Origin of the sequence: Clostridium sp. YIM B02551, from assembly GCF_022324735.1 — a bacterium.
Classification (GTDB): domain Bacteria; phylum Bacillota; class Clostridia; order Clostridiales; family Clostridiaceae; genus Clostridium_T; species Clostridium_T paridis.
In genome coordinates this window covers 1-20,805 of the sequence record NZ_JAKGTF010000017.1, presented here as the reverse complement: position 1 = coordinate 20,805, position 20,805 = coordinate 1, and the positions used below count along the sequence as shown (strand labels likewise).

At 29.3% G+C, this 20,805-nt stretch carries 19 protein-coding genes; 4 read left to right on the top strand and 15 right to left on the bottom strand.

The genetic code is table 11. From position 1 onward, the window contains the following. Positions 1-14 precede the first annotated feature (14 nt). The 7 genes from L1S47_RS17900 to tsaD form a co-directional block, all read right to left on the bottom strand. A complete protein-coding gene (locus tag L1S47_RS17900) occupies positions 15-905 on the bottom strand; it encodes an N-acetylglucosamine kinase (RefSeq protein WP_238885624.1) in 891 nt (296 codons plus the stop codon). An 89-nt stretch (positions 906-994) separates the two neighbouring features. Next, positions 995-1,291 carry a PTS lactose/cellobiose transporter subunit IIA gene (locus L1S47_RS17895; protein ID WP_202768071.1) on the bottom strand — a complete coding sequence of 99 codons (297 nt, stop codon included), beginning with the start codon at positions 1,289-1,291 and terminating at the stop codon, positions 995-997. 83 nt (positions 1,292-1,374) lie between these two features. Continuing rightward, positions 1,375-1,680, bottom strand: coding sequence for a PTS sugar transporter subunit IIB (locus L1S47_RS17890; RefSeq protein ID WP_202768072.1), 306 nt, complete (start codon positions 1,678-1,680; stop codon positions 1,375-1,377). Between the two features lie 197 nt (positions 1,681-1,877). Next, a complete protein-coding gene (locus L1S47_RS17885) occupies positions 1,878-4,628 on the bottom strand; it encodes a sigma-54-dependent transcriptional regulator (RefSeq protein WP_238885621.1) in 2,751 nt (916 codons plus the stop codon). Between the two features lie 236 nt (positions 4,629-4,864). Beyond that, the gene (locus L1S47_RS17880; protein WP_238885618.1) at positions 4,865-6,298 is read right to left on the bottom strand and encodes a S1C family serine protease; all 1,434 of its coding nucleotides are present in this window, start codon (positions 6,296-6,298) and stop codon (positions 4,865-4,867) included. 233 nt (positions 6,299-6,531) lie between these two features. Continuing rightward, a complete protein-coding gene (locus L1S47_RS17875; RefSeq protein WP_238885616.1) occupies positions 6,532-7,548 on the bottom strand; it encodes an alpha/beta fold hydrolase in 1,017 nt (338 codons plus the stop codon). 6 nt (positions 7,549-7,554) lie between these two features. Further along, positions 7,555-8,574 (bottom strand): tRNA (adenosine(37)-N6)-threonylcarbamoyltransferase complex transferase subunit TsaD, encoded by a 1,020-nt coding sequence (tsaD, locus tag L1S47_RS17870; RefSeq protein WP_238885613.1) that lies wholly within the window; start codon positions 8,572-8,574, stop codon positions 7,555-7,557. Positions 8,575-8,677: 103 nt separating this feature from the next. Between tsaD and L1S47_RS17865 the strand changes: the two genes are divergently transcribed. Beyond that, positions 8,678-9,301 (top strand): RusA family crossover junction endodeoxyribonuclease, encoded by a 624-nt coding sequence (locus tag L1S47_RS17865; protein ID WP_238885604.1) that lies wholly within the window; start codon positions 8,678-8,680, stop codon positions 9,299-9,301. 8 nt (positions 9,302-9,309) lie between these two features. Then, positions 9,310-9,879, top strand: coding sequence for a GDSL-type esterase/lipase family protein (locus tag L1S47_RS17860; RefSeq protein WP_238885600.1), 570 nt, complete (start codon positions 9,310-9,312; stop codon positions 9,877-9,879). 101 nt (positions 9,880-9,980) lie between these two features. On the opposite strand, the gene L1S47_RS17855 is transcribed toward L1S47_RS17860, so the two are convergent. Further along, on the bottom strand, positions 9,981-10,949 hold the full coding sequence (locus L1S47_RS17855) for an NAD(P)/FAD-dependent oxidoreductase (RefSeq protein ID WP_238885597.1): 969 nt from the start codon (positions 10,947-10,949) through the stop codon (positions 9,981-9,983). A gap of 244 nt (positions 10,950-11,193) precedes the next feature. Between L1S47_RS17855 and L1S47_RS20665 the strand changes: the two genes are divergently transcribed. Next, on the top strand, positions 11,194-11,304 hold the full coding sequence (locus L1S47_RS20665) for a CPC_1213 family protein (protein WP_274225798.1): 111 nt from the start codon (positions 11,194-11,196) through the stop codon (positions 11,302-11,304). A 134-nt stretch (positions 11,305-11,438) separates the two neighbouring features. Here L1S47_RS20665 and L1S47_RS17850 read toward each other — a convergent pair whose 3' ends face one another. The 3 genes from L1S47_RS17850 to L1S47_RS17840 are packed head-to-tail and all read right to left on the bottom strand — an operon-like array spanning position 11,439 to position 13,774. Further along, on the bottom strand, positions 11,439-12,161 hold the full coding sequence (locus L1S47_RS17850; RefSeq protein WP_238885595.1) for a LytTR family DNA-binding domain-containing protein: 723 nt from the start codon (positions 12,159-12,161) through the stop codon (positions 11,439-11,441). Positions 12,162-12,165: 4 nt separating this feature from the next. Next, entirely contained in the window at positions 12,166-12,840 is a 675-nt protein-coding gene (locus tag L1S47_RS17845) for a histidine kinase (RefSeq protein WP_238885593.1), read from the bottom strand. A gap of 49 nt (positions 12,841-12,889) precedes the next feature. Then, positions 12,890-13,774, bottom strand: coding sequence for a diacylglycerol kinase family protein (locus L1S47_RS17840; RefSeq protein ID WP_238885590.1), 885 nt, complete (start codon positions 13,772-13,774; stop codon positions 12,890-12,892). A gap of 196 nt (positions 13,775-13,970) precedes the next feature. On the opposite strand from L1S47_RS17840, the gene L1S47_RS17835 reads away from it, so the two are divergent. After that, a complete protein-coding gene (locus tag L1S47_RS17835) occupies positions 13,971-15,842 on the top strand; it encodes an LTA synthase family protein (RefSeq protein ID WP_238885587.1) in 1,872 nt (623 codons plus the stop codon). Between the two features lie 59 nt (positions 15,843-15,901). Here L1S47_RS17835 and L1S47_RS17830 read toward each other — a convergent pair whose 3' ends face one another. The 4 genes from L1S47_RS17830 to L1S47_RS17815 all read right to left on the bottom strand — a co-directional run bounded on the left by L1S47_RS17830 (position 15,902) and on the right by L1S47_RS17815 (position 20,518). Continuing rightward, positions 15,902-17,407, bottom strand: a complete 1,506-nt coding sequence (locus L1S47_RS17830) for a hypothetical protein (protein ID WP_238885573.1) — start codon at positions 17,405-17,407, stop codon at positions 15,902-15,904. 11 nt (positions 17,408-17,418) lie between these two features. Then, complete coding sequence (locus tag L1S47_RS17825; protein ID WP_373689115.1) at positions 17,419-18,840, bottom strand: sensor histidine kinase; 1,422 nt, start codon at positions 18,838-18,840, stop codon at positions 17,419-17,421. Then, positions 18,828-19,508 (bottom strand): response regulator transcription factor, encoded by a 681-nt coding sequence (locus L1S47_RS17820; RefSeq protein ID WP_202768085.1) that lies wholly within the window; start codon positions 19,506-19,508, stop codon positions 18,828-18,830. Before L1S47_RS17820 ends, L1S47_RS17825 begins: the two co-directional genes overlap by 13 nt. An 83-nt stretch (positions 19,509-19,591) precedes the next feature. After that, positions 19,592-20,518, bottom strand: coding sequence for a polysaccharide deacetylase family protein (locus L1S47_RS17815; protein ID WP_238885572.1), 927 nt, complete (start codon positions 20,516-20,518; stop codon positions 19,592-19,594). Positions 20,519-20,805 lie beyond the last annotated feature (287 nt).

The window sequence follows — 20,805 nt, the reverse complement described above, 5'->3', positions numbered from 1 at the left end:
CCTTCTTTCAAAAATTACTTTTCTTTAATATATAAATAATATGCACCTTTTGCAGGTGAAACCTCTTCATCTACAAAGGCTATAATATTTGCATTCTTATTTAAATACTCTTCGAATGTTTCTCTAAGTATTTTTGATTTTTTTAGCACTCCACCAACTATTCCTATACTTGCACTTTGAAATCCTAATTTTTTATATACCCTCTCAGTAGTTTTAGCTATTGCTACCCCTTCTGATTTTAAAATATCAATTGCAATCTTATCTCCTAAATCAGCCCTTTTAGAAACTATAGGAGTAATTGAAGCTACTTCATCTTTTGTATTTGAATATACAAAACCTATTATTTCATCAACCTTTTTCATCTCTAAACTTTCTAATATTTCTTTTGAAAGTTCGCTCATTTCTATTCCATAATCGTTTTCGTAAATCATATTTTTAAACGCTTCTATAGCTATTTTGTAAGCACTGCCTTCATCTCCTAGAAGGTTACCCCAGCCTCCACATCTAGCTTCTTTTCCGTTCTTTATGCCAAAAGCTACTGAACCAGTGCCCGCAATGGTAAGAACCCCATCTTCGCCTTTAAGTAAAGCTTTAAGCGCTAGCTCACCATCATTCATCACGGTAGATCCGATGCTTAACTCTTTTTTGATTCTCTCATATACGATTTTAGCATTATCATCTACCTCTGCTCCAGCTAAGCCTAAGTATAGTCCTTTTAACCCTTCTATGCCATAAGTCTCAACTACTTGCTTTATTGCATTAATTATATTATTTAACGCCTCTTCTTCCCCATTAAGTAAGTTACCGAAGCCAGTTACTGCACTTGTAATAGCTTCACCATTAAGATCATAGGCAACTGCTTCTGTTTTAGTTCCTCCGCCATCAATCCCAATTACATATTCCATAGTAATACCTCTTTTCTTCTAAATATAATCATTAACCCTAGATTATAAAAGTATTACTCTCATATAAAAACAATATAAGTTTCTTACTTTTATAGTCTAGTGTAAACTTCTATTATCTCATTAGCTAAATCTTTTAGTGTCATTGTTGTCATTAGATGATCTTGAGCGTGAATTAATAGTAGCGAAAATTCAGCTTTTTGTCCTGCTGCTTCTCCTTGAATTAAGCTTGTTTGAGCATTATGAGCATGTCCCAACTCTTCATTTGCTTTTACTATTAATTCATTTGCTTCTTCAAAATTTCCTTCTTTAGCTGCTTGAATAGCTTCCATTGAGTAACTTCTTGCTTCTCCACTATGCATAATTAAGTTTAATATTATTTCTTCCATTTTACTTCCATCCTTCCCTAATGTCTACTGTAAATATTTCTAACGAGATAAAGACGTCTGAAAGACGCCTTTATTAAATTTATTTAACTTAGTTTATCCAATGCAAATTTAAGAACTTTAGCACCATTCATAGTTCCATAATCAATAGTATTTATAACATCCACTGGAACTCCCTTTGGCTCCATCTTAGCCTTAAGTTTATTTAATAAAAATCTAACTTGAGGTCCTAATAATAATATATCTATTTGGTCTTCATAATTTCTAAGTTCTGATTCTGCCACTGCATTTATCCATACTTCAATACCTTGCTCTTTTGCAGCAGCTTGCATTTTTGAAACTAGTAGACTTGTTGACATACCTGCTGAACATATTAACAAAATTCTTTTCATGTCTTACTCCTCCTTATAAACTGTGATCTAAGATTCTATAAATTAATTACCATTACACAAATTATAAAGCAAGTTCCATGCCAAATATCTTCAAATTCAATTTCATAAAGAATATAGATATTCTGCCAGTTTAGAAGCTTTTTCAGTGTGTAAGATGGTTTACACACTGAAAAAGACATTAAATACACAGACTCATTCTAATACACAGTCTTAGTATTTTCTACAATCATTCTAACTATAAAAGCAATTTCTGAGTCAACAATATTTAAGTCATATTCTCTCTCAATATTCTTTAATGCTTGTTTAACTAATATAAATTCTTTACTAAATGAACTTCTGTATTTATTTAAATTAGGGAATTCTCTTTCTTTTCCACCATTTTTTATTGTATCGATAAGGAAACATATGTGCATTATCATACCTATCTTTACGTTATGTGGTATTTCTTTATTAAGTAATTCCTCCATCTCACTAAGTGAAAATCTAATATCTTCAACTAATTTTTTTCCTTCTATTTCAGGAATCTGTTCATCAATTGAGTCAGAAACCTTAATAAAATCCTCTTCTGCTTGAATTAATTCATCTAGTTTTTGAATTCCTTCACTAGTTAAAATATCAGGAGCAGAAATGAATGGAATATTATCTAATGTGAGATTTACAGTTCCTACTATTGCTAATGGCTCATATTTCTCTTTAAGCTCTGCAACATTATCATAAAATTCTTTTTTATCCAAAATATTTAAAGGTATTATCTTTAAGCTTGATCCATATTTCAATTTTTTCTTTAAGATTTCTTTAATCCTTTCAGCAGAACCTTCTCCTGTAAAGCATGTGGTTATTATTAACGGCATTTTTCTCTTAGGAGAATTTTCTATAGCTCCCTTAACTCCAAATCTACTCACTTCTACACATGAATCATAAACGGAATCTAAATCCCTTCCATTTAGTGCTTTTCTTCCTGCTTCAATTACAAGTAGAGTTGTTACCATGTCAATAGTCTTTATACTAATCCCAGTTTCTACTTTTATTATTTCGCCAAAATTAGTTAATGATCCCATGTCTACCAAGAGGAGAATTCCTTTTCCTTTATGCATGTTTTTTATCTTGCTTTTTGCAAGCTTAAGCATGTCTTCTGCCTTCATGCTTAATGGCATATCTAAAGCTTCTACATACTCCTCACCAATTAATGAATTAGCTACTTCAACCATTGAAGAGGCTGTAGAATGTCCATGCATAATTACTAAAACTCCTACTTTGCCTTCTTTTTTTATATCCACCTCATATGGTTTTGCTGCTAAGAACATTGTTAAGTATCCTATTTCATCTAAAGGAATTTGAATATCAAATGCATCATCTATAAATTTTGCCACTTCCATAGCAACTAAAAATTCATTGCCATATTGTGCTCTAATAAGATTTAATTTGGGATGATATATTTTTTTACCTTGCTTAACTCTCTCTATGCTTCCTTGCAGATGCAATGCTAACCCGAAATATACCTTCTCATCAAAATCTCTAGCGAGTTTTGCTGATGCTAAATTAATTATCTTTTCTACTAAGTCAACAATCTTTATATCTACTATTTTGCTTATTTCATCTTTTCTAAACTTTTCTGGCAAATCCATTATATATTTATTAAAATATCTCTCTATATCGATATTTAATATCTCATTTATTTGTTTTTCCTCTATACCTTTTTGTCTTAAAACTTCTAATTTATTCTCAATAATATCATAAAAAAATTCTCTTTTAGAAATGTCTGAATCATCTAGTTCAATAACAGGGAAGTTATCATCTTGATCCTTAAATGAAAATCTTAATACATCCCCAACATTTAAAAGAATGTCATCAATTTCATCACGATGCTCTTGTAATTTCATTAACCCTCTTTGAACTCTTTGTGGTATATCATTTTGTTCTACAATTATGTAGTTTCTTCCATTTGCTTTGTAATTTAGAAATGCTTTTGCACAGGACAACTGAATATCACTTCTTAGTTGACCAATGTTATTAGGACAATCATATAAGAAAAATGAGATTAAGGCATTTTTATTAAAATAAATACTCTTTCCTAATCTATTTGATTCGCCTTTAATAAAGTCTTGAAGTAAATAATATCTCTCTTTCAGACTTCTTTCCTTTAATGAAGGCAAGGTTATAGTCATAGGAATTCTTCTGGTAAATGTCTTTAATAAGTAGGATGCCGGATCTTCAGTAGTAGCCGCAATAATCTGCGCGTCTACATGTATTAAATTTTCCGTATCTCCTAAGGGTCTAAAGTATCCTTTATCAATATAAGTAAATAGCATTTCTTGTGCCTGAGGAGATAGTCTATGAATTTCATCTAAGAAAATCATTCCGCCATCCGCCTTCTTAAGAAGTCCTTCTCTATCTGATTCTGCTCCTGTATAAGCACCTTTCTTAACACCAAATATTTGTGCAATAACTAATTGTGGATTATCTGCATAATCAGCACAATTGAATCTTACAAATGGTGCATTGCTATCTAATGCTCCTGATTCCTTTGCAAATGTATACATCAATTCTGCAAACATTGACTTTCCTACTCCTGTTTCTCCTAAAATAAGAGTATGAAGCCCTCTTGGTGGGTATAAAATAGCTGCTTTAGCCTGCTGTATTGGAACTTGCAAGCTTAAATCTGCACCAACCATTGAGTCTAAGCTATTATTTACTATTTTTAATGTATCATTACTTTTTACTGAATCATCTTTTGTTTCCACTTCCCTATTTTCTTCAATTGCAGAATAAACAACTGGCCTTCCATCTATCTTCTTTACCTTTTTTTCTTTATAAAGCTGATTCAAATATCTACTTACATTAGCCCTGTCCAACTCCAAAAAATTACTTACATCATTGGCAGTAACTCCTTCAGCAAAACTTTTTTGCAATTCTACAATTGCATGATATACATCATCTAGTTTGCTCATTTTTTCCCTCCTCAGTTTAAGAATTTTAATATAATCTGAGAACTTATATAAACTAGAAACTATTTTCAACTAGCAACATAAATTATATTTCTACTAAAACTCTATAAGTAAATGATAACATAACGTTATTATACTATACTTATTAGTATAATAAAATAATCTGTAAAAAAATTAGAGGATAGCCATTTTTCAAAAATAAGCTATCCCCTGTTTTTTAGAATATCCCAACTTTTAGATTATTCATTGCTTTGAGCTTTCATTACAATTTGAAGAGTTAACTCTTTTCCATTTCTTACTACCACTACGTTAGCTTTATCTCCCTCTTTTAATTTAGCTTTCTCAGCATTAAGTTGTGCACTTGTTTTAACTGTTTTTCCATTAAAACCTGTAATTACATCTCCAATCTCTATTCCAGCAGTTTCTGCAGGTGATCCATTTTGTATTGCTTTAACTAAAATACCTTCTGGTAGTCCTTGTTGCTTGGCTGTATTCTTATCTAGGTCTTGAATTACTACTCCCAACATTAAACCTGAAGATGCGACACTTCCATTATTATTGTTATTCGAATTATTCTTATTTGATGGAGTACTTAATGCACCAAGTTTATCTTTTGCATCATTAATTGGTATTGAGAATCCTATACCTTCTACTCCATTTTCACTAATTTTTGCAGAATTAATACCAACTACCTCTCCCCTAGAGTTTATTAACGGGCCACCACTATTTCCTGGATTTATAGCTGCATCAGTTTGAATATATACAGATGTACTTCCATCTTGATTCTGAAGAGTTCTATTTGTAGCACTTACAATTCCCTTAGTTACGGTTCCTACAAATTCTTTTCCTAATGGGTTTCCTATAGCAATTACGTCTTCCCCAGCTTGAAGTTTGCTTGAATCTCCAAGTGTTGCTACTCCAGGCATGTCAACTTTATCTTGTAATCTTATTAATGCTAAATCTCTGCTTTCATCATAATTTACAACTTTAGCTTTATATTCTTTACCATTGTTGAAGGTTACTTTTACTTCAGTTGCTCCTTGAACTACATGGAAATTAGTTAATATATCTCCATCTTTATTAATTATGAATCCTGAACCAACGCCTTCTTGTTGTTGGCTGAAAAATCCATTATTTACGATACTCTTTGTAGATACACTAACAACTGCTGGAGCTACCTTCTTTACAGCATCTGTTACTGATAATGCATCTGAATTACTCGTAAATGAAGGTGGTGTATAAAAATTATATGGATCACTAGATGATGTTTTTAAGTTTCCACTTTCTATTTGATTTTTAACTAAAAAATATGTTGATGGTATCGAAACACCAAGTGCTACCGCAACAGATATTCCTCCTACTAAAATATACTTTCCTAACGAATTAAAGTTCTTATTTTTCTGCTTCTTTCTCTTCATCTTCTTTTCTTTGCCGTTAGAAACCATAACAAAGTCTGGGGTGTATATTTCTTCCTCTGCACTGTTCTTCACTCCTGAGTTATCAATAGCCTCTACTTCATTATTATTAACTTCTGAGTTTGAAACTGAACTTACATCACTTTCTATATTTTCTTCATTTTTAATTTCGTCATTATTTACTATTTCAGAATTATTTTCTCTATTTACTTCATATGAATTATTTTCATTAATATTATCATCTCTAAAATCACTCATTAAAATCAAACCTCCCAAAGAAAAATTCATTTTTTATTATATCCATAGTCCTAATATAAAATATCAATGTGTCATGTAAATGACAAAATAAACTTTTTTCTCTATTTTCAAAAATCAAAGAAAAAACAGAGTGTTATCCCTGTTTTCTTTTGTAATGATGAATACTTTTAATTTTTATTACTAATACTATAAAATAATTAATACTATATCTTGCTTAATATAGTGATTACAATTTATTTCTTTGCATTCACCTTTGCTTTTTCTAATACATAGTTTATTGCTTCTAAAGTTTTTTCTTTATCAGATATCGGTATATATTGCCCTTTGCTATTAGTTGATATCTGAGTAATATATCTTGATTTTGACAAAGTTAATAAATTCTTATCTTTATCCATATTTTCTTCTCTAGATACTATTGCTAGAGGGTTTTCCCCCAACATTCCTTCTATTTGAGAAGAACTCTCTCCATTCTCTAGATTTATAATTTCATTGTAAATAGCTTGGGAATACTTACTTCTTATTCTATTAGACATATATTCACTTGCCAATTCTTCATCATCTGCAGAAAACACATCTTCAGGTTCTTTTAGTAATCCTAATTTTTCCCTAAAATATGATACTCCAAAATAAGCGCTTATATATTCTGCTTTATATTTAAATTTACTACCTGCAAAATTTTTGATATACTCCTTGTCCTTTATATATTTTTCATTTATGGGATTGATAAGCACAACCCCTTTTACTATATCAGGATATGTATTAGCAAAGTTAGTCATGACTAATGACCCATATCCAGAACCCACTAATATATATGGACCTGTTATATTTGCCTTCTTTAGTGTCAATCTCAAATCATCTGCCTGCTTTTTTAAATCGACTCTATTTCCTCCATCATTATATCCATAACCTAATCTATTATACTGAAAAGTTTTAATATTATATTTTTCTTTGAAACTTTTTTCTATGGAATTCCATTCATTTAAATCTAATCCCAAATCCGAGTCAAATACTATTGTAAGTTCGCCTGATCCTAAATCATTATAAAATACTTTTTTCTCATCTATTCTTGTATATTTAAACCTTGACTTAAACTTCTCATTGTATACTTTTCCTAAAACAAATTGAAATACAGCCAAAGATAATAATATAAGAATAATTACATAAACTGTAATCTTAATGACTCTTGGAATATTTGTGCTTTTCTTATACTTAAGTCTATTTATACCATTAGAATGACGAAGCATATTCATTTCTTTTTACTTCTCCCCCAGTTTTAAATTTGGCTTTGCATTTAAATCCAACCCACTTGAATAACCTTTAATCAATTGAAAATAAGCTGCACTTCCAATCATAGCTGCATTATCAGTGCATAACACTAGAGAAGGAAATAGAATCTCAACCCCTATTTTATTTCCTTCTTTAATTAAATTATTTCTCAAATAGCTGTTAGATGCAACCCCTCCAGCAATAGCAATTTTATTAATTTTTCTTTTTTCACATGTTGCTAAAACATTTTCTGTAAGCACTTCCACTACTGATTTTTGGAATGATGCTGCTACATCTGCTCTATTTATTTCTTCACCCTGCATGTTTTTCTTATTAATATAATTTAATACTGCAGATTTTAATCCTGAAAAAGAAAAGTCTAAAGTATCTTCATGGAATTTAGCTTTTGGAAATTTAATTGCATCTGCATTGCCTTCTTTTGATATTTTATCAATCTTAGGACCACCTGGATAACCTAATCCTATTGCCCTAGCTACCTTATCAAAAGCTTCACCAGCTGCATCATCTCTAGTTTCACCTAGTATCTCATATTCTCCATAATCCTTAACATGAACTATGAATGTATTTCCACCTGAAACAACTAATGATACAAATGGAGGCACTAAGTCTTTATGATCAATAAAATTAGCACAAATATGTCCTTCAATATGGTTAACTCCTATTAGGGGTAACTTTAAAGAATATGCTAATCCCTTAGCATATTGCAAGCCTACTAAAAGTGCCCCCACTAGTCCCGGCCCATATGTCACCGCAACTGCATCTATATCTTCTAATGTTACATTTGCTTCCTTTAATGCTTCTTCAACCACCCAGTTTACTGCTTCAATATGTTTTCTAGAAGCTACTTCTGGAACAACTCCACCAAATTTTTCATGTATATCTATTTGAGATGCTATAATATTTGATAAAACTTCTCTTCCATTTATTACAATGGCAGCTGATGTTTCATCACAAGAGCTCTCAATGGATAAAATAATTTTTTTCTCCATAATACTACCTCATATATCAAATTCATTCATATTGTATTATACTTTATAGAGAATATATTATCAATTTAAAGAGTCTTACAATTTTATAACAAGGAGAATATATATGAATAAATCTTATGCTAAGGTTATTGTGAAGGGGTCTCCAATATCTAAATCTAATTTTAAATTATTTAATACAAATGGAAGGGCAATTCTCCCCTATAACTCTGGCAAATATCATGATAGATACGCACTTTACGAAGAAGAAATTTCTTATGAAGCGAGAGTACAGAATCCAAACATTGTTCTAGAAGAGGGTTTAATAGCAATACTTAAAGTTTATTATAAAAGTTCTAAACGCCATCCTGATACTAACAATATAACAAAAAGTATTTTTGATGGCATTGAAAAAAGTGGCCTTATTGTTAATGATGCTCAAATTAAAATAATTTATATAGAAGAATATTATGACAAAGAAAATCCTCGTTTTGAGCTAGAGTTATTTGGTGAAAGTGAATATGAAATAGAATACACTATAAGACCTAAAGATATCAAAAGTGAAAAGTTAATTTACTCTCCAGCCTCAAATGGGAAAAAGCTTATTAAGAATACCACTTCCAAAACTTCAGAAAATAATAATTTATTAATTTGTGAGTTTTGTAATAAACCTATTAAGTCAAATGATTATATAAAAGCAAATAAAGGTAAAACCTTAGTTTGTAAAAACTGTTTTAACAAGTTGTTTTGAGGTGAAAAATGGATATAGTTTTTTTAGGTGATAGTCTTACTTTTGGATATGGTGTACATAAGGAGGACTCCTGGGTAAATAGATTATGTGCAAATTGTAATTTATCTTATTTAAATAAAGGTGTAAATGGGGATACAACTGTAGGAATGCTTTCGAGAGTTTGGAAGGATGTAATAAATATTGAACCACGGTTTTGTTTCATTCTTGCTGGTACAAATGATTTTTTAATGGATAGGCCTTATAAAACTATATTAGAAAATATTGTTTTATTGCATAAGGAATGCGAAGATAACAACATTAAAACCACCATCTTGATTCCACCTTTTATAGATAAGAATAAATCAATCAACCTTTGGAGTTCCTATCCTGATTATAATCAGATAAACAAATCAATAATTAATCTAAAGAACGAATTATTAAATATATTTGATAAGATAAAAATAATCGATTTATACTCAATTACTGAAAAAGCTTACTTTAGTGGTGAAGATATCTATATTGACGGCATTCATTTAAATGAAAAAGGACACATGATAATAGCAGAGTATATAATAAACAAATTGAAGCAGAAATCATAGATTTCTGCTTCAATTATTAGAATTATATAGAATTTTAAGTGTAACTAATAGCTTATTAATGTAAAAATAAATTAAGTTTCCTATAAAAAAACTATACAATTCTAAGCCTTACTAGTTAAACGAATAAGCTTAGAAACCTCTTCCCCAGCTTTTTCTCCTTGAATAATAGCATCATCAGCCCAATATCTTGGATTTAATACTGATCCTACAGCAAATACACCTTTTTGTGATGTCATATATTTATCATTTACGTAAACTGTTTCATTATTATCAATTAACTCTACTTTTGCTTTCTTTAATAGATCTGTTTCAGATTTCCATGCTACCGTAAGTAGTAAGCTATCACAAAACAACTCTGTTTGTTCCTTAGAGATTACATTTTCAATTACCAGTCCTGTTATTCTTTCCTTTCCAAAAACATCCTTTATTTTTGAATTAAAACAAATTGGAATATTATACAAATCTATAATCTCCCTATTTTCCTTAACCCTTGCCCTAATTTCATTACTGCTTTCAATTAATGCTTTAACACTCGCCCCTTCTGTAATAAGTCTTCTAGCGATAATAAGCGCTCTATCATTAGTACCAAAAATTATTATAGACTTTCCTGGCAAATATCCCTGTAAATTAACAAACTTATGTGCTGTCCCCAACGTATAAATACCAGAATAACTTTTTGTAGCTATTTCTATATTTCCTGTATACTTTTCTCTTGCCCCAGTTGCAAATATGATATTTTTACTTTTAATTGATACTACTCCATCATTAGAATTTACATATGTTATTATCTTGTCCTTTGTAACATCTAAAACTAAGGAAGATAGACTACACTCAATTCTGCTTTTCTCAACTTTATCAACAAGATACTGCATTAATTCTGTACCTGTTACTTTTTTATTTAAGATCTTCTCACCAAATCCATAATGAATGCAAGGCATAAGTGCTCCACCTAAATATTCTTCTCTTTCTATAATAAGAACATTATCTATTCCATTTTCCTTCGCTTTTAACGCTGAAGACATTCCGGCAGGTCCCCCACCAATAATTACCAAATCATAAACTCTCATCATAAGACTCAATTCCTTTCCAGGTGAGAATAGTTTTATTAAATACCTAATTACATATATATTTTATCATAGGGAATTTATTTTTTAAAATAAATTTGTTTCTACTAAAGGGTTTTAAGCTCAACTAATAACTTATTTATGTAAGAATAAATTAAGCTTCCTATAAAAAACCCTATAAATCCTAATAGTTTCTTTAAAACTGTATAAACTAAGTAGGAACATTTTTATGTAATAAGGAGGTGCAGCGATGGCAAAAAAAGATAATACTAAATCAAATAATAAAAAGCATATTGACCATGATCCTCGTACAGAAAGTGCTAAAGCCACTTTTTCAAGCGAAAAGCATAAATGTAATTAAATTATTTTATAATATAAATAAAACTTGGATATACCAAGTTTTATTTACATATATAATATTATTTATCATAAGGTTTTAAACTCAACTAATAACTTATTTATGTAAGGATAAATTAAGTTTTCTATAAAAAAATCCTATATCTTAAAGATTTCTTTAATGGTTCTTTGATAATTTCTACTTACTGGAACCTTTTCCTCTGTCCCTTTCATTTTTAATATGTATGTTCCACTTGCCCAGGGAATAATATTTTCTATTAAATCTAAATTTACTAAATACTTTCTGTGACATTTAATAAAATTAAAATCAACTAATCTTGATTCCATTGAATTTAGAGGCTCTTCTGATATAAACGAACCATTTGAAGTTATTACTTCCACATTACCTTCACTTGCTGAGCAATAAATTATACTTTCAATATCTAATAAACTCAACTTATCATTATACTTAATAGGTATTTTTTTTACTAATTTAGGCTTTACAACAGAATAGTTATCATAAATTTTAGCCCTAAGCCTATTCATAGTATTTTCTATTCTTCTTGGATGAAATGGTTTTAACACATAGTCCCTTGCATCAATCTCAAATGCTTTAATAGCATAGTCTCCATGAGCAGTGATAAAAACTATCTCAATATTTCGGCGTACTTTCTTAATCTCTTCAGCAACCATGAATCCATTTATTTCTGGCATAGAAACATCTAAGAAAACCACATCTGGTTCTAATTCCTTGATTTCTTTAATCGCCTGATGAGGGTCTGTATATTTGCCAATGATTTTTACGTCGTTTTCTTTTAAAAGTAAATACTCCAATTCTTCTAATGCAATATTCTCATCATCAACCAAAGCTATTTTTAACATTCTCCTACTCCTTAAGGTTATTTTTCGCCATTACTATTCTTAATATTACACCATTATCATTTCTGGTTGTTTTAATTTCATATCCATATTTTCTATGGAAATTCATACTGAATTCATCGATATTTTGAGGAAATTTTCCAAAGTAATTGATTTCTAATAGTAAATGGTCTTTTTCAATGATATCGATAATGTCAATTCTTCCTGACCCCTTACTTTTTATTATTCCTTCCCTTAGCAAAAAGTAACACAAATCTATTACAGAATTCTTAAATATAATAAATTCACTGTCACTTTCCTCAATAGAATAATCAAATTTTTCTTGAAATCTAGCCTTCTGTATTGAAAGATATGCATCTAATACATCTAATTCATCTTTTAACTTTACAGTGATATTTCTATTTTCAAGAAAGTATCTAAGGTATCCACTTAGATCTAGCAGTAATCGTCGTGCAATGTTTGCGTCTGCCCTACAATAATAGATGATAGTATTAATAGCGTTAAATAAAAAATGAGTATCTAATGTTATTTCTCTACCTTCAACTTGAAACTTACTACTAGTTAATATAGTGAAAATTATGCAACTTAATAAAATAATTATTAACCAATATTCAGGAAGAAATTTAATCAATAAACCTTGTGTAACTATAATTATTGTAAACAAAATTCTTTTTTTATTCATAGTTTTTATATCGTAATTATATTCCATTAACTTTACACATAATAAAATATTAATTATTAGGAATAATCATATCTAATTTTGAAGGAAGTATTAGAAATTCAACCTCTTTCCCTCTTACTATTTCCCCATCAATGTTTATAGTAAATTCATTTTTAGATTTCGCCTTAATGTTTTGAATTTTTGAATACTTTACTTCCTTAATTCCATAACTATGTACTCCTTTTAAAACTTTAGGAATTTCTTTAATTAATTTAAATATTGATATTGCTTTAATTAAATATAACTCTAATGCCCCATCTGTTATATTAGCAAAAGGAGCGATTTTTATTCCTCCTCCATAATATTTACCATTAGCTACTGCCATTAAAAATATCTTATCATTTATGGGCTGTCCATCCAGTTCAAACTCAATTTCAACACCTTTAAATCTTAATGCAGTTATAAAAATACTTATAAAATATGCAAATGGTCCACTTATAAACTTATACTTTTTATATTTCCTCGCATTATATACTACTTCAGCATCAAATCCTATTGATGATATATTTATGAAATATTTATTATTTACTTTTGCTAAATCAATTTTTTTAAAATCACCTCTTATAGTTTTTATTAACAGTTCATCATCCTGTTCGTTCCATATACTCCTTATGAAATCATTTCCTGATCCTGCTGGTATTACGCCTAGTATACTGTCCGTTCCTACTAGCCCATTAACCACCTCATTTAATGTTCCGTCTCCACCTATTGCATAAACCCTATATCTATTTCTAGATGTAAATTCTCTTACTACCTCTGTAGCATGTCCAACTCTTTCTGTAATAATAATTTCATATTCTTCATTTATTTTAGAAAATATCTTTTCTATCTTATCTTTATATTCCAATGCTCTTCCTTTACCAGCTTCAGGATTAATTATAAATAAATGTTTCATTTTACCTCCAAGATACCTTTATTAATTTCCTATATATCATCATTGTACATGCTTATTATCATTGCTACAACAACTCTATTATTATCTACGTTCTTACATATCTAACAATTTACATTTAGATATTATTTTGTTATTTGATTTATATATACAGTTAGGATATAATTTTTAGGTAAACGCTACATTCAGGAGGGGAAAAATGAATTTAACTAATTTAAAAGTTTCTATAATAGAAAAATTGAAAGTACAATTAACAAGGAACACAATTCTTAGAATAGTTTTCTATTTACTACTAGTAATTTCAATAACATTAAAGGGAATTTATTTTCAAGGATTTGTTGGAAGTAAAACACCTTATAATTTTAGTTTTGGGACAGGCTATGGTTCTGTTTCTCCATTTATGAATTACTATATTGCCTTTGCAGTAGTATTCTTAAGTTTTACACTTTTATTTAAAGGAAAAGGAAAATGGATATTTCCATTAATAATAAATGCTCTACTTACATTTCTATTTGTATTAGATTTGTGGTATTTTCGTGGTTTCCAGACAGTTCCTTCTGTAATTGTTGCAACACAAACTGCCAACTTAGATAATATGTCTGGCTCAATTTTATCGCTTACTACAAAACTTGATTTTATATTTGTTATAGACTTTTTAGTATTAATTCCATATATAATTGTTTTTAGAAAGAGTTTCAAAAAAGTAAAAAGTAATTTCAAAGGCTTTGCAGCTGCTTTTTTAATTTCAATTATATACATTGGTTACGTTCCTTTTAATATAAATGTTTTAGGAAATAAAGATGTTAAAAATTCATATTTATTTTCTAACTATGATGCAACTAATACTGCTAGATACTTTTCTTCTATCGGATATCACTTATTTGATGTTTATAATACATATAAAGATTTAAAGCCATATAAATTAACTGCAGATGAACAAAAAGAAATTAAAGACTTTTATGCGAAAAAAAATGAAAACTTACCTGATAATAGCTACAAAGGATTATTTAACGGTAAAAATCTTTTAATAATTCAAGTTGAGTCTTTAGAGAACTTTGTAATTGGGCAAAAAGCCGATGGTCAAGAAATAACTCCAAATTTAAATAAACTTTTGAATAACTCAATCTACTTTCCTCATGTTTTTGAGCAAGTAAATGAAGGTACAAGTTCTGATTCAGATTTAATGGTTAATACTGGCATGCTTCCTTTAAGAAAAGGTAGTACTTTCTTTAGATATCCAAATAGAGATTATATATCACTTCCTAAACTTTTAGGGGAAAAGGGATATGAATCTACTGCGATACATCCTGATAAGGGAAGTTTCTGGAACTATGCTGACGGGCTAAAGGGAATTGGTTTCAATAACTTTATAGACTACTATTCTTTTAATCCTGATGAAGTTATAGGCCTTGGATTAAGTGATGAAACCTATTTTAAACAAGTAGTTCCTATGATAAAGAAAATGAAACAACCTTTTTATACTTTTACAGTAACATTAACAAACCATGGTCCTTTTGAATTACCTGATAAATATAAAGAATTAAATTTAACTGGTGAATTAAAAGATTCTTTATTAGGAAACTCATTCCAAACAGTACATTATACAGATAAACAAATAGGAATGTTCTTAAATGAATTGGATAAAAATGGATTGCTAGATAATACAGTTGTTGTAATTGAGGGTGACCACACTGGAGTCCACAAATATTATAACGATAAAGTTAATGAAATGAAAAACCCAGAAAATTGGTGGTTAGATAATAATATTTCATCAGTTCCATATATCGTTTATCAAAAGAACTACAATAATCCTGTAAAAATCGAAACTTATGGTGGACAAGTTGATATGATGCCGACTATATCATATTTAATGGGTGTTGATGAAAGTAAATATATTAATAGTGCTTTAGGTAGAAACTTATTAAAAACAAATAAATCCTTTGCTTATTTAACTAATGGAACCCTAAGAGGAACATTAGGCAAAGAAGACCAAGATTTATATAAACAAGTTTTTGATATTTCAGATAAAATGATTAAGAGTGATTATTTTAAGAATTACACAGATAAATAAAATAAGACCAGATAAAACTCATAATTGAGATTTTATCTGGTCTCTATTTTTAGAACGAATTAATTATCAATTAGCGTTGCATTTTTAATAAATACATTTTTCCATGCCTTCACAAAATCACCATCAGCCCATTCAGCCATTATCACTGATTCATCCTTATCTTTATTTATTATCTTAATCGGTTGTCCTTTTAAGCTTCCATCTTCTACTTCATAAACTAATATTTTATCGTCTAATACTAAAAGTGCTAGCTTACCATTTGGTGATGTATAAATATCTTTAACTAATGGATTTTCTGCTTTTATTATACTCCACTTCACTGATAGATCATCAAAATTTACAAGCTTCTTTGTATTTACAGTTCTTATATCAAAGTCAATAGGTTTATCCCCTTTTCTTAAAACCCTTCCTTCTAGAATCCATCTGCCACTTTTTCTCACTAATGATATATCTGTGGTATCTAACTTAATTTGTTCTTCCTCTTCATTATTATTTAATGCTACATCTGCTGCATTTTTAAAAGCTTCATATCCATCAATACCATTTAACAACTCAATTGATACTCCTCTATCAGCATATATATTATCCACAGGAATTATTTTAAATCTACCACTTTCATCTGAATACCTATCATTAAATTCTTCAGTTGAAATATAGTTATTCCCTATAAAAAGTAAATTTACAAGTTTACTCCCTGATTCAATACCATACCTAGCATTTTCTCCTTCAAGCTGTGCTTTATCAAGCAATGCTTCAGATGATTTTACTTTTGTATCACTTTTACTATTAATTGGGTATGTGTCAAAGAATTCAAACCTTACTCCATTTTTAACATAACTATTAGGTACTAACTCCCAAAATCCTTTAAGCCTAGGATATAATATGTTTTCTCTTTGATATACCGGTAAAACCTGTCCAGTCGAATAGGATATCCAAAGTGTCCTATATTTTTCAGCTCCTATAGTTCCATCTTCATTTACTTGTCTTGCCTTTTTCAGTCCTAAATATACACCTATTGGTTTATTATTACTATCTTTCAGACTAACGCTATTAGTTGTATTTAAATCACTATTCTTTACTGGATAATCATCTATGCTTTCAGATACCTTTTTTAACTTATATATATAATCTTCATTTATTGCTAGAATATTATCGTCATCTACTTTAATTATTTCAGAAACTAGCCCATTATTTTTGAGTATACTTATTACATCAACATCTCTATCTTCGTCAGATACTATTTCCTTATCTATTTTATATTCAAAAGTTAAATACTGTTTCAAATTTACAACTCTAAGCTTATATTCTATTCCCTCATAGGAACTATTTTCTACGAAGGCTTTTTCTGCTCCAAAATAATAATACTCTTTTTCTACACTTTTATTTGTATTGTCTTTCATATTATAAGCAGATATCTTCTGCCACTTACCATCTAAGTGAATACTTTGAGATGTAGGAGGTATAAGTCTTTTAAAATCATTTCCTGATACTTTGAATTTCGAAAATATCAATACAAATGTGAGAATACTTAAAAGTACTATCATTAATTTAATTTCTTTTTTCATTCTTCCTCCTTTTAATCTCTAAAGGCAGTAGGAAGCATTATTACTACCTCTGTTCCAACTGATAACTCGCTATATATCTCTAAGCTTCCTCCATGTTGTGAAATAATTTCATCACAAATAGATAATCCAATTCCATTTTGAGATCTTGAATTTTTTCCTTTAACGAATTTTTCCTTAATCTTAGGTAATATATCCTCTTCAATTCCGCACCCATTATCTTTAAGTTTGATTAGAATTTGACTACTATTTTTTTCCTTGCTTATTGATAATTCTACTCTTCCGCCAGGCTCAGTAAAATTAAAAGCATTGTCTATTATATTAATAAAAACTTGCTTCATTCTATCTCCATCTGCCCATATTTCTGGAAGACTTTCTTGTATATTAATTATGAACTCTATGTTATCTCTATTGGCTCTAGGTGTCATATATATTCCAATATAATCTACTATATCTTTTATCGATATCATTTCTTTTTTAAGAGCTATTTTTCCAGAAATGAGCCTTGAGAAATCTAGTAACTCTTCAACCATATTGGATAGACGTTCTGTTTCTTTTTCTATAATTCCCAATCCCATTTTTAAAACTTCTTCATCAGAATAATCACCATTTATGGTAATCACCCATCCTTTTATTGCAGTTAACGGAGTTCTAAGCTCATGTGACACTGAAGATATAAAATCATTTTTTAGTTTTTCTCTTTTTGATAATTCTTCAGCCATATAATTAAGTGTTGAAGATAGTTTTCCAATCTCATCTTGAGAATTATTAAGACTCCTTATATTTAAATCTCCTGATGCCATAGTTTCAGCAACAGTAGTTAACTCTTTTATTGGATTAATTATTCCTTTTGCTAAAATCAAACTAATAATTGCTCCTATTGCTAGTACGATTAATGAAATAGTTATAAAAAATATTGCAATTCCTTTTATTGAGTTATTTACTTCCTTAAGAGATATGACGTACCTAAGTACACCTTTAATCTCTCCTGAAGATTTAAGTGGATAAGATATGGCCATCACTTCATCATCATAATAACTTACTTTTCCTATCCATCTTTCATAATCCCCTTTAGCAGCCTTTTTAACATCTGAAGTATCTATAACATTCTTATCTTTTACTCCCATAGAATCCATAAGAAGTTTACCATTCGTATCTAATATTTGTACTTCAGCATTACTTTCACTCCAAAAAACATCAATATTGTTATATATATTTTCTTCAAGAGATGTATAAGAGAAATATTTATTATAAAAATCAGCTGATGTTTTTATTTCACTCTTTAGTACCTGTTCAGTGCTATCATAATAATATCTTTTTATATAATTTATCATTAGAATATTTAAAATCAAAACTATAAAAAATATAACCAAAATGAAGTATTTAACCATTTTGGTTCTAACACTTTTATTCATGTACATTTTTATTCCTTCCATCTATACCCCGTTCCCCAGACTGTCTCTATATGATCTGGAACTGAAGGATTGTCTTCAATCTTTGATCTAAGTCTTCTTATGTTAACATCAACTATTTTTGAATCACCAAAAAAGTTATAATCCCATACTAAATTCAATAATTCATCTCTTGTAAATGCCTTTCCTGGATTCTCCATAAAAATCTTAAGCATCATATACTCCTTTGGAGTTAAATCGATTTCCACATTATTCTTATATACTTTTTGTGAATAGACATCTATAAGGAATTCACCACTTTCAATCTTATCTGTATCTTTATCTTCAATATCCAATCTCCTCAATAGCGATTTTACTCTCAATGTTAACTCAATTGGATTAAATGGTTTCACAACATAGTCATCGGCACCATATTCTAGTCCCATAATTTTATCTATGTCCTGTCCCTTGGCAGTAAGCATTATTATTCCCATTTTAGGATGTTCTTTTCTTAACACTTCACAAACTTTATACCCATCTATACCTGGAAGCATCAAATCTAGAAGTGTTACATCAGGTTTTTCGAGTAACGCCTTTTGTATTCCTTCTTCTCCATTTGCAGCTTCGATAACTTCAAAATCATTTCTCTTAAAGTTTATATTTAAAAAACCTCTTATGCTATCCTCGTCTTCAACAATCAGTATCTTATACATTATTTCACCTCAAAAAAAGTAATAGTAAAATAGAGAAGTATCTACTTCTCTATAAATTATACCATGTTTTCATAAAGTTAATCTTATTTTATTGTATCAAATTGGTATCCTTCTCTTCTCAAATCATCTATTATTTCTGGTAGGACGTTAGCTGTTTCCTCTTTACCATAAGAATCATGCATTAATATAACCAGATCATTATCTTTTTTAACTAAATTTTGAGTATCTTTGAATCTCTTAAAAAGTCCATCCTTTGTCTTTTTCTTGCTTTCTGCATCACCAATAATGCAGTTCCAATCAATATAATAAAGGCCTTTAGAAAGAAGCTGCTTGTCCACTTCATCTTCTCCTTTCCATGACATATGTCCACCTGGATATCTTATTGCTTTGGGAATATATTTTTCCCCTAAAATAGAATTTATAGAGTTATTTGTTCTATCTATTTCCTGCATGAAAGCATCTGTATCTACTACTCCATGTGGATATAAAACATTAAATTTATGTGTATATGTATGATTACCTATAGAATTACCTTCCTCTGCTATCCTCTTTAGTATTTTCTTTGATCCTTCTGATTTATCAATAAGTTCTCCTAATACAAAAAATGTGGCTTTTATATTGTTTTGCTTTAATATATCTAGTATCTTAGGTGTAACTGTTGTAGAAGGACCATCATCAAATGTAAGATACGCTACTTTTCTATCTTTATGTAAATTTGTATGATTTATTAACATATTATGTACGCCTATTACATTACTTCCTTCTTTTTCTTTTGATATATCTTCTACACGTTGTTTATCTTCTTCAGTTATATTGGGTACTTGATTATCTTTTTCTGCATCAATTGCTGATATTACCTTTTGTTGTTTGTTACCTATTGCTGATGTTTTTATTGTTTCACTCCTACTATTTAATACTTTATAAAATATAATCGCAGATAAACTACTTACTATAACTGTACTAACTAATAATTTAAAAAATAAAGTTACTCTCCAGCCTCTCTTCTTCATAATACTCCCCCTATATATATATTATTATTATCGTACAAACACTGTGTAACAAATATATTAATTTGTATTACAAATTAATTAATTTAAATATCACATATATAAGGGAAGTTTGTGAAAAATCTATTTTATCTATTGCTCACCTTTTTTTATAATAAATTTTTGAAAATAAAAAAATCCAGCTTTCGCTGAATTTAGTTACTACTTATTTAAATTATGGCTCCGCGAAGAGGGCTCGAACCTCCAACCTATCGGTTAACAGCCGAGTGCTCCACCATTGAGCTATCGCG

Coding starts and splice junctions, on each gene's coding strand:
- L1S47_RS17820 (WP_202768085.1), bottom strand. CDS start 19,508: ATGTATAAGATACTGATTGTTGAAGACGAGGATAGCATAAGAGGTTTT.
- L1S47_RS17885 (WP_238885621.1), bottom strand. CDS start 4,628: ATGAGCAAACTAGATGATGTATATCATGCAATTGTAGAATTGCAAAAA.
- L1S47_RS17860 (WP_238885600.1), top strand. CDS start 9,310: ATGGATATAGTTTTTTTAGGTGATAGTCTTACTTTTGGATATGGTGTA.
- L1S47_RS17855 (WP_238885597.1), bottom strand. CDS start 10,949: ATGATGAGAGTTTATGATTTGGTAATTATTGGTGGGGGACCTGCCGGA.
- L1S47_RS17850 (WP_238885595.1), bottom strand. CDS start 12,161: ATGTTAAAAATAGCTTTGGTTGATGATGAGAATATTGCATTAGAAGAA.
- L1S47_RS17825 (WP_373689115.1), bottom strand. CDS start 18,840: ATGGAAGGAATAAAAATGTACATGAATAAAAGTGTTAGAACCAAAATG.
- L1S47_RS17815 (WP_238885572.1), bottom strand. CDS start 20,518: ATGAAGAAGAGAGGCTGGAGAGTAACTTTATTTTTTAAATTATTAGTT.
- L1S47_RS17840 (WP_238885590.1), bottom strand. CDS start 13,774: ATGAAACATTTATTTATAATTAATCCTGAAGCTGGTAAAGGAAGAGCA.
- L1S47_RS17875 (WP_238885616.1), bottom strand. CDS start 7,548: ATGAATATGCTTCGTCATTCTAATGGTATAAATAGACTTAAGTATAAG.
- L1S47_RS17865 (WP_238885604.1), top strand. CDS start 8,678: ATGAATAAATCTTATGCTAAGGTTATTGTGAAGGGGTCTCCAATATCT.
- L1S47_RS17835 (WP_238885587.1), top strand. CDS start 13,971: ATGAATTTAACTAATTTAAAAGTTTCTATAATAGAAAAATTGAAAGTA.
- tsaD (WP_238885613.1), bottom strand. CDS start 8,574: ATGGAGAAAAAAATTATTTTATCCATTGAGAGCTCTTGTGATGAAACA.
- L1S47_RS17845 (WP_238885593.1), bottom strand. CDS start 12,840: ATGAATAAAAAAAGAATTTTGTTTACAATAATTATAGTTACACAAGGT.
- L1S47_RS17895 (WP_202768071.1), bottom strand. CDS start 1,291: ATGGAAGAAATAATATTAAACTTAATTATGCATAGTGGAGAAGCAAGA.
- L1S47_RS17830 (WP_238885573.1), bottom strand. CDS start 17,407: ATGAAAAAAGAAATTAAATTAATGATAGTACTTTTAAGTATTCTCACA.
- L1S47_RS17890 (WP_202768072.1), bottom strand. CDS start 1,680: ATGAAAAGAATTTTGTTAATATGTTCAGCAGGTATGTCAACAAGTCTA.
- L1S47_RS20665 (WP_274225798.1), top strand. CDS start 11,194: ATGGCAAAAAAAGATAATACTAAATCAAATAATAAAAAGCATATTGAC.
- L1S47_RS17880 (WP_238885618.1), bottom strand. CDS start 6,298: ATGAGTGATTTTAGAGATGATAATATTAATGAAAATAATTCATATGAA.
- L1S47_RS17900 (WP_238885624.1), bottom strand. CDS start 905: ATGGAATATGTAATTGGGATTGATGGCGGAGGAACTAAAACAGAAGCA.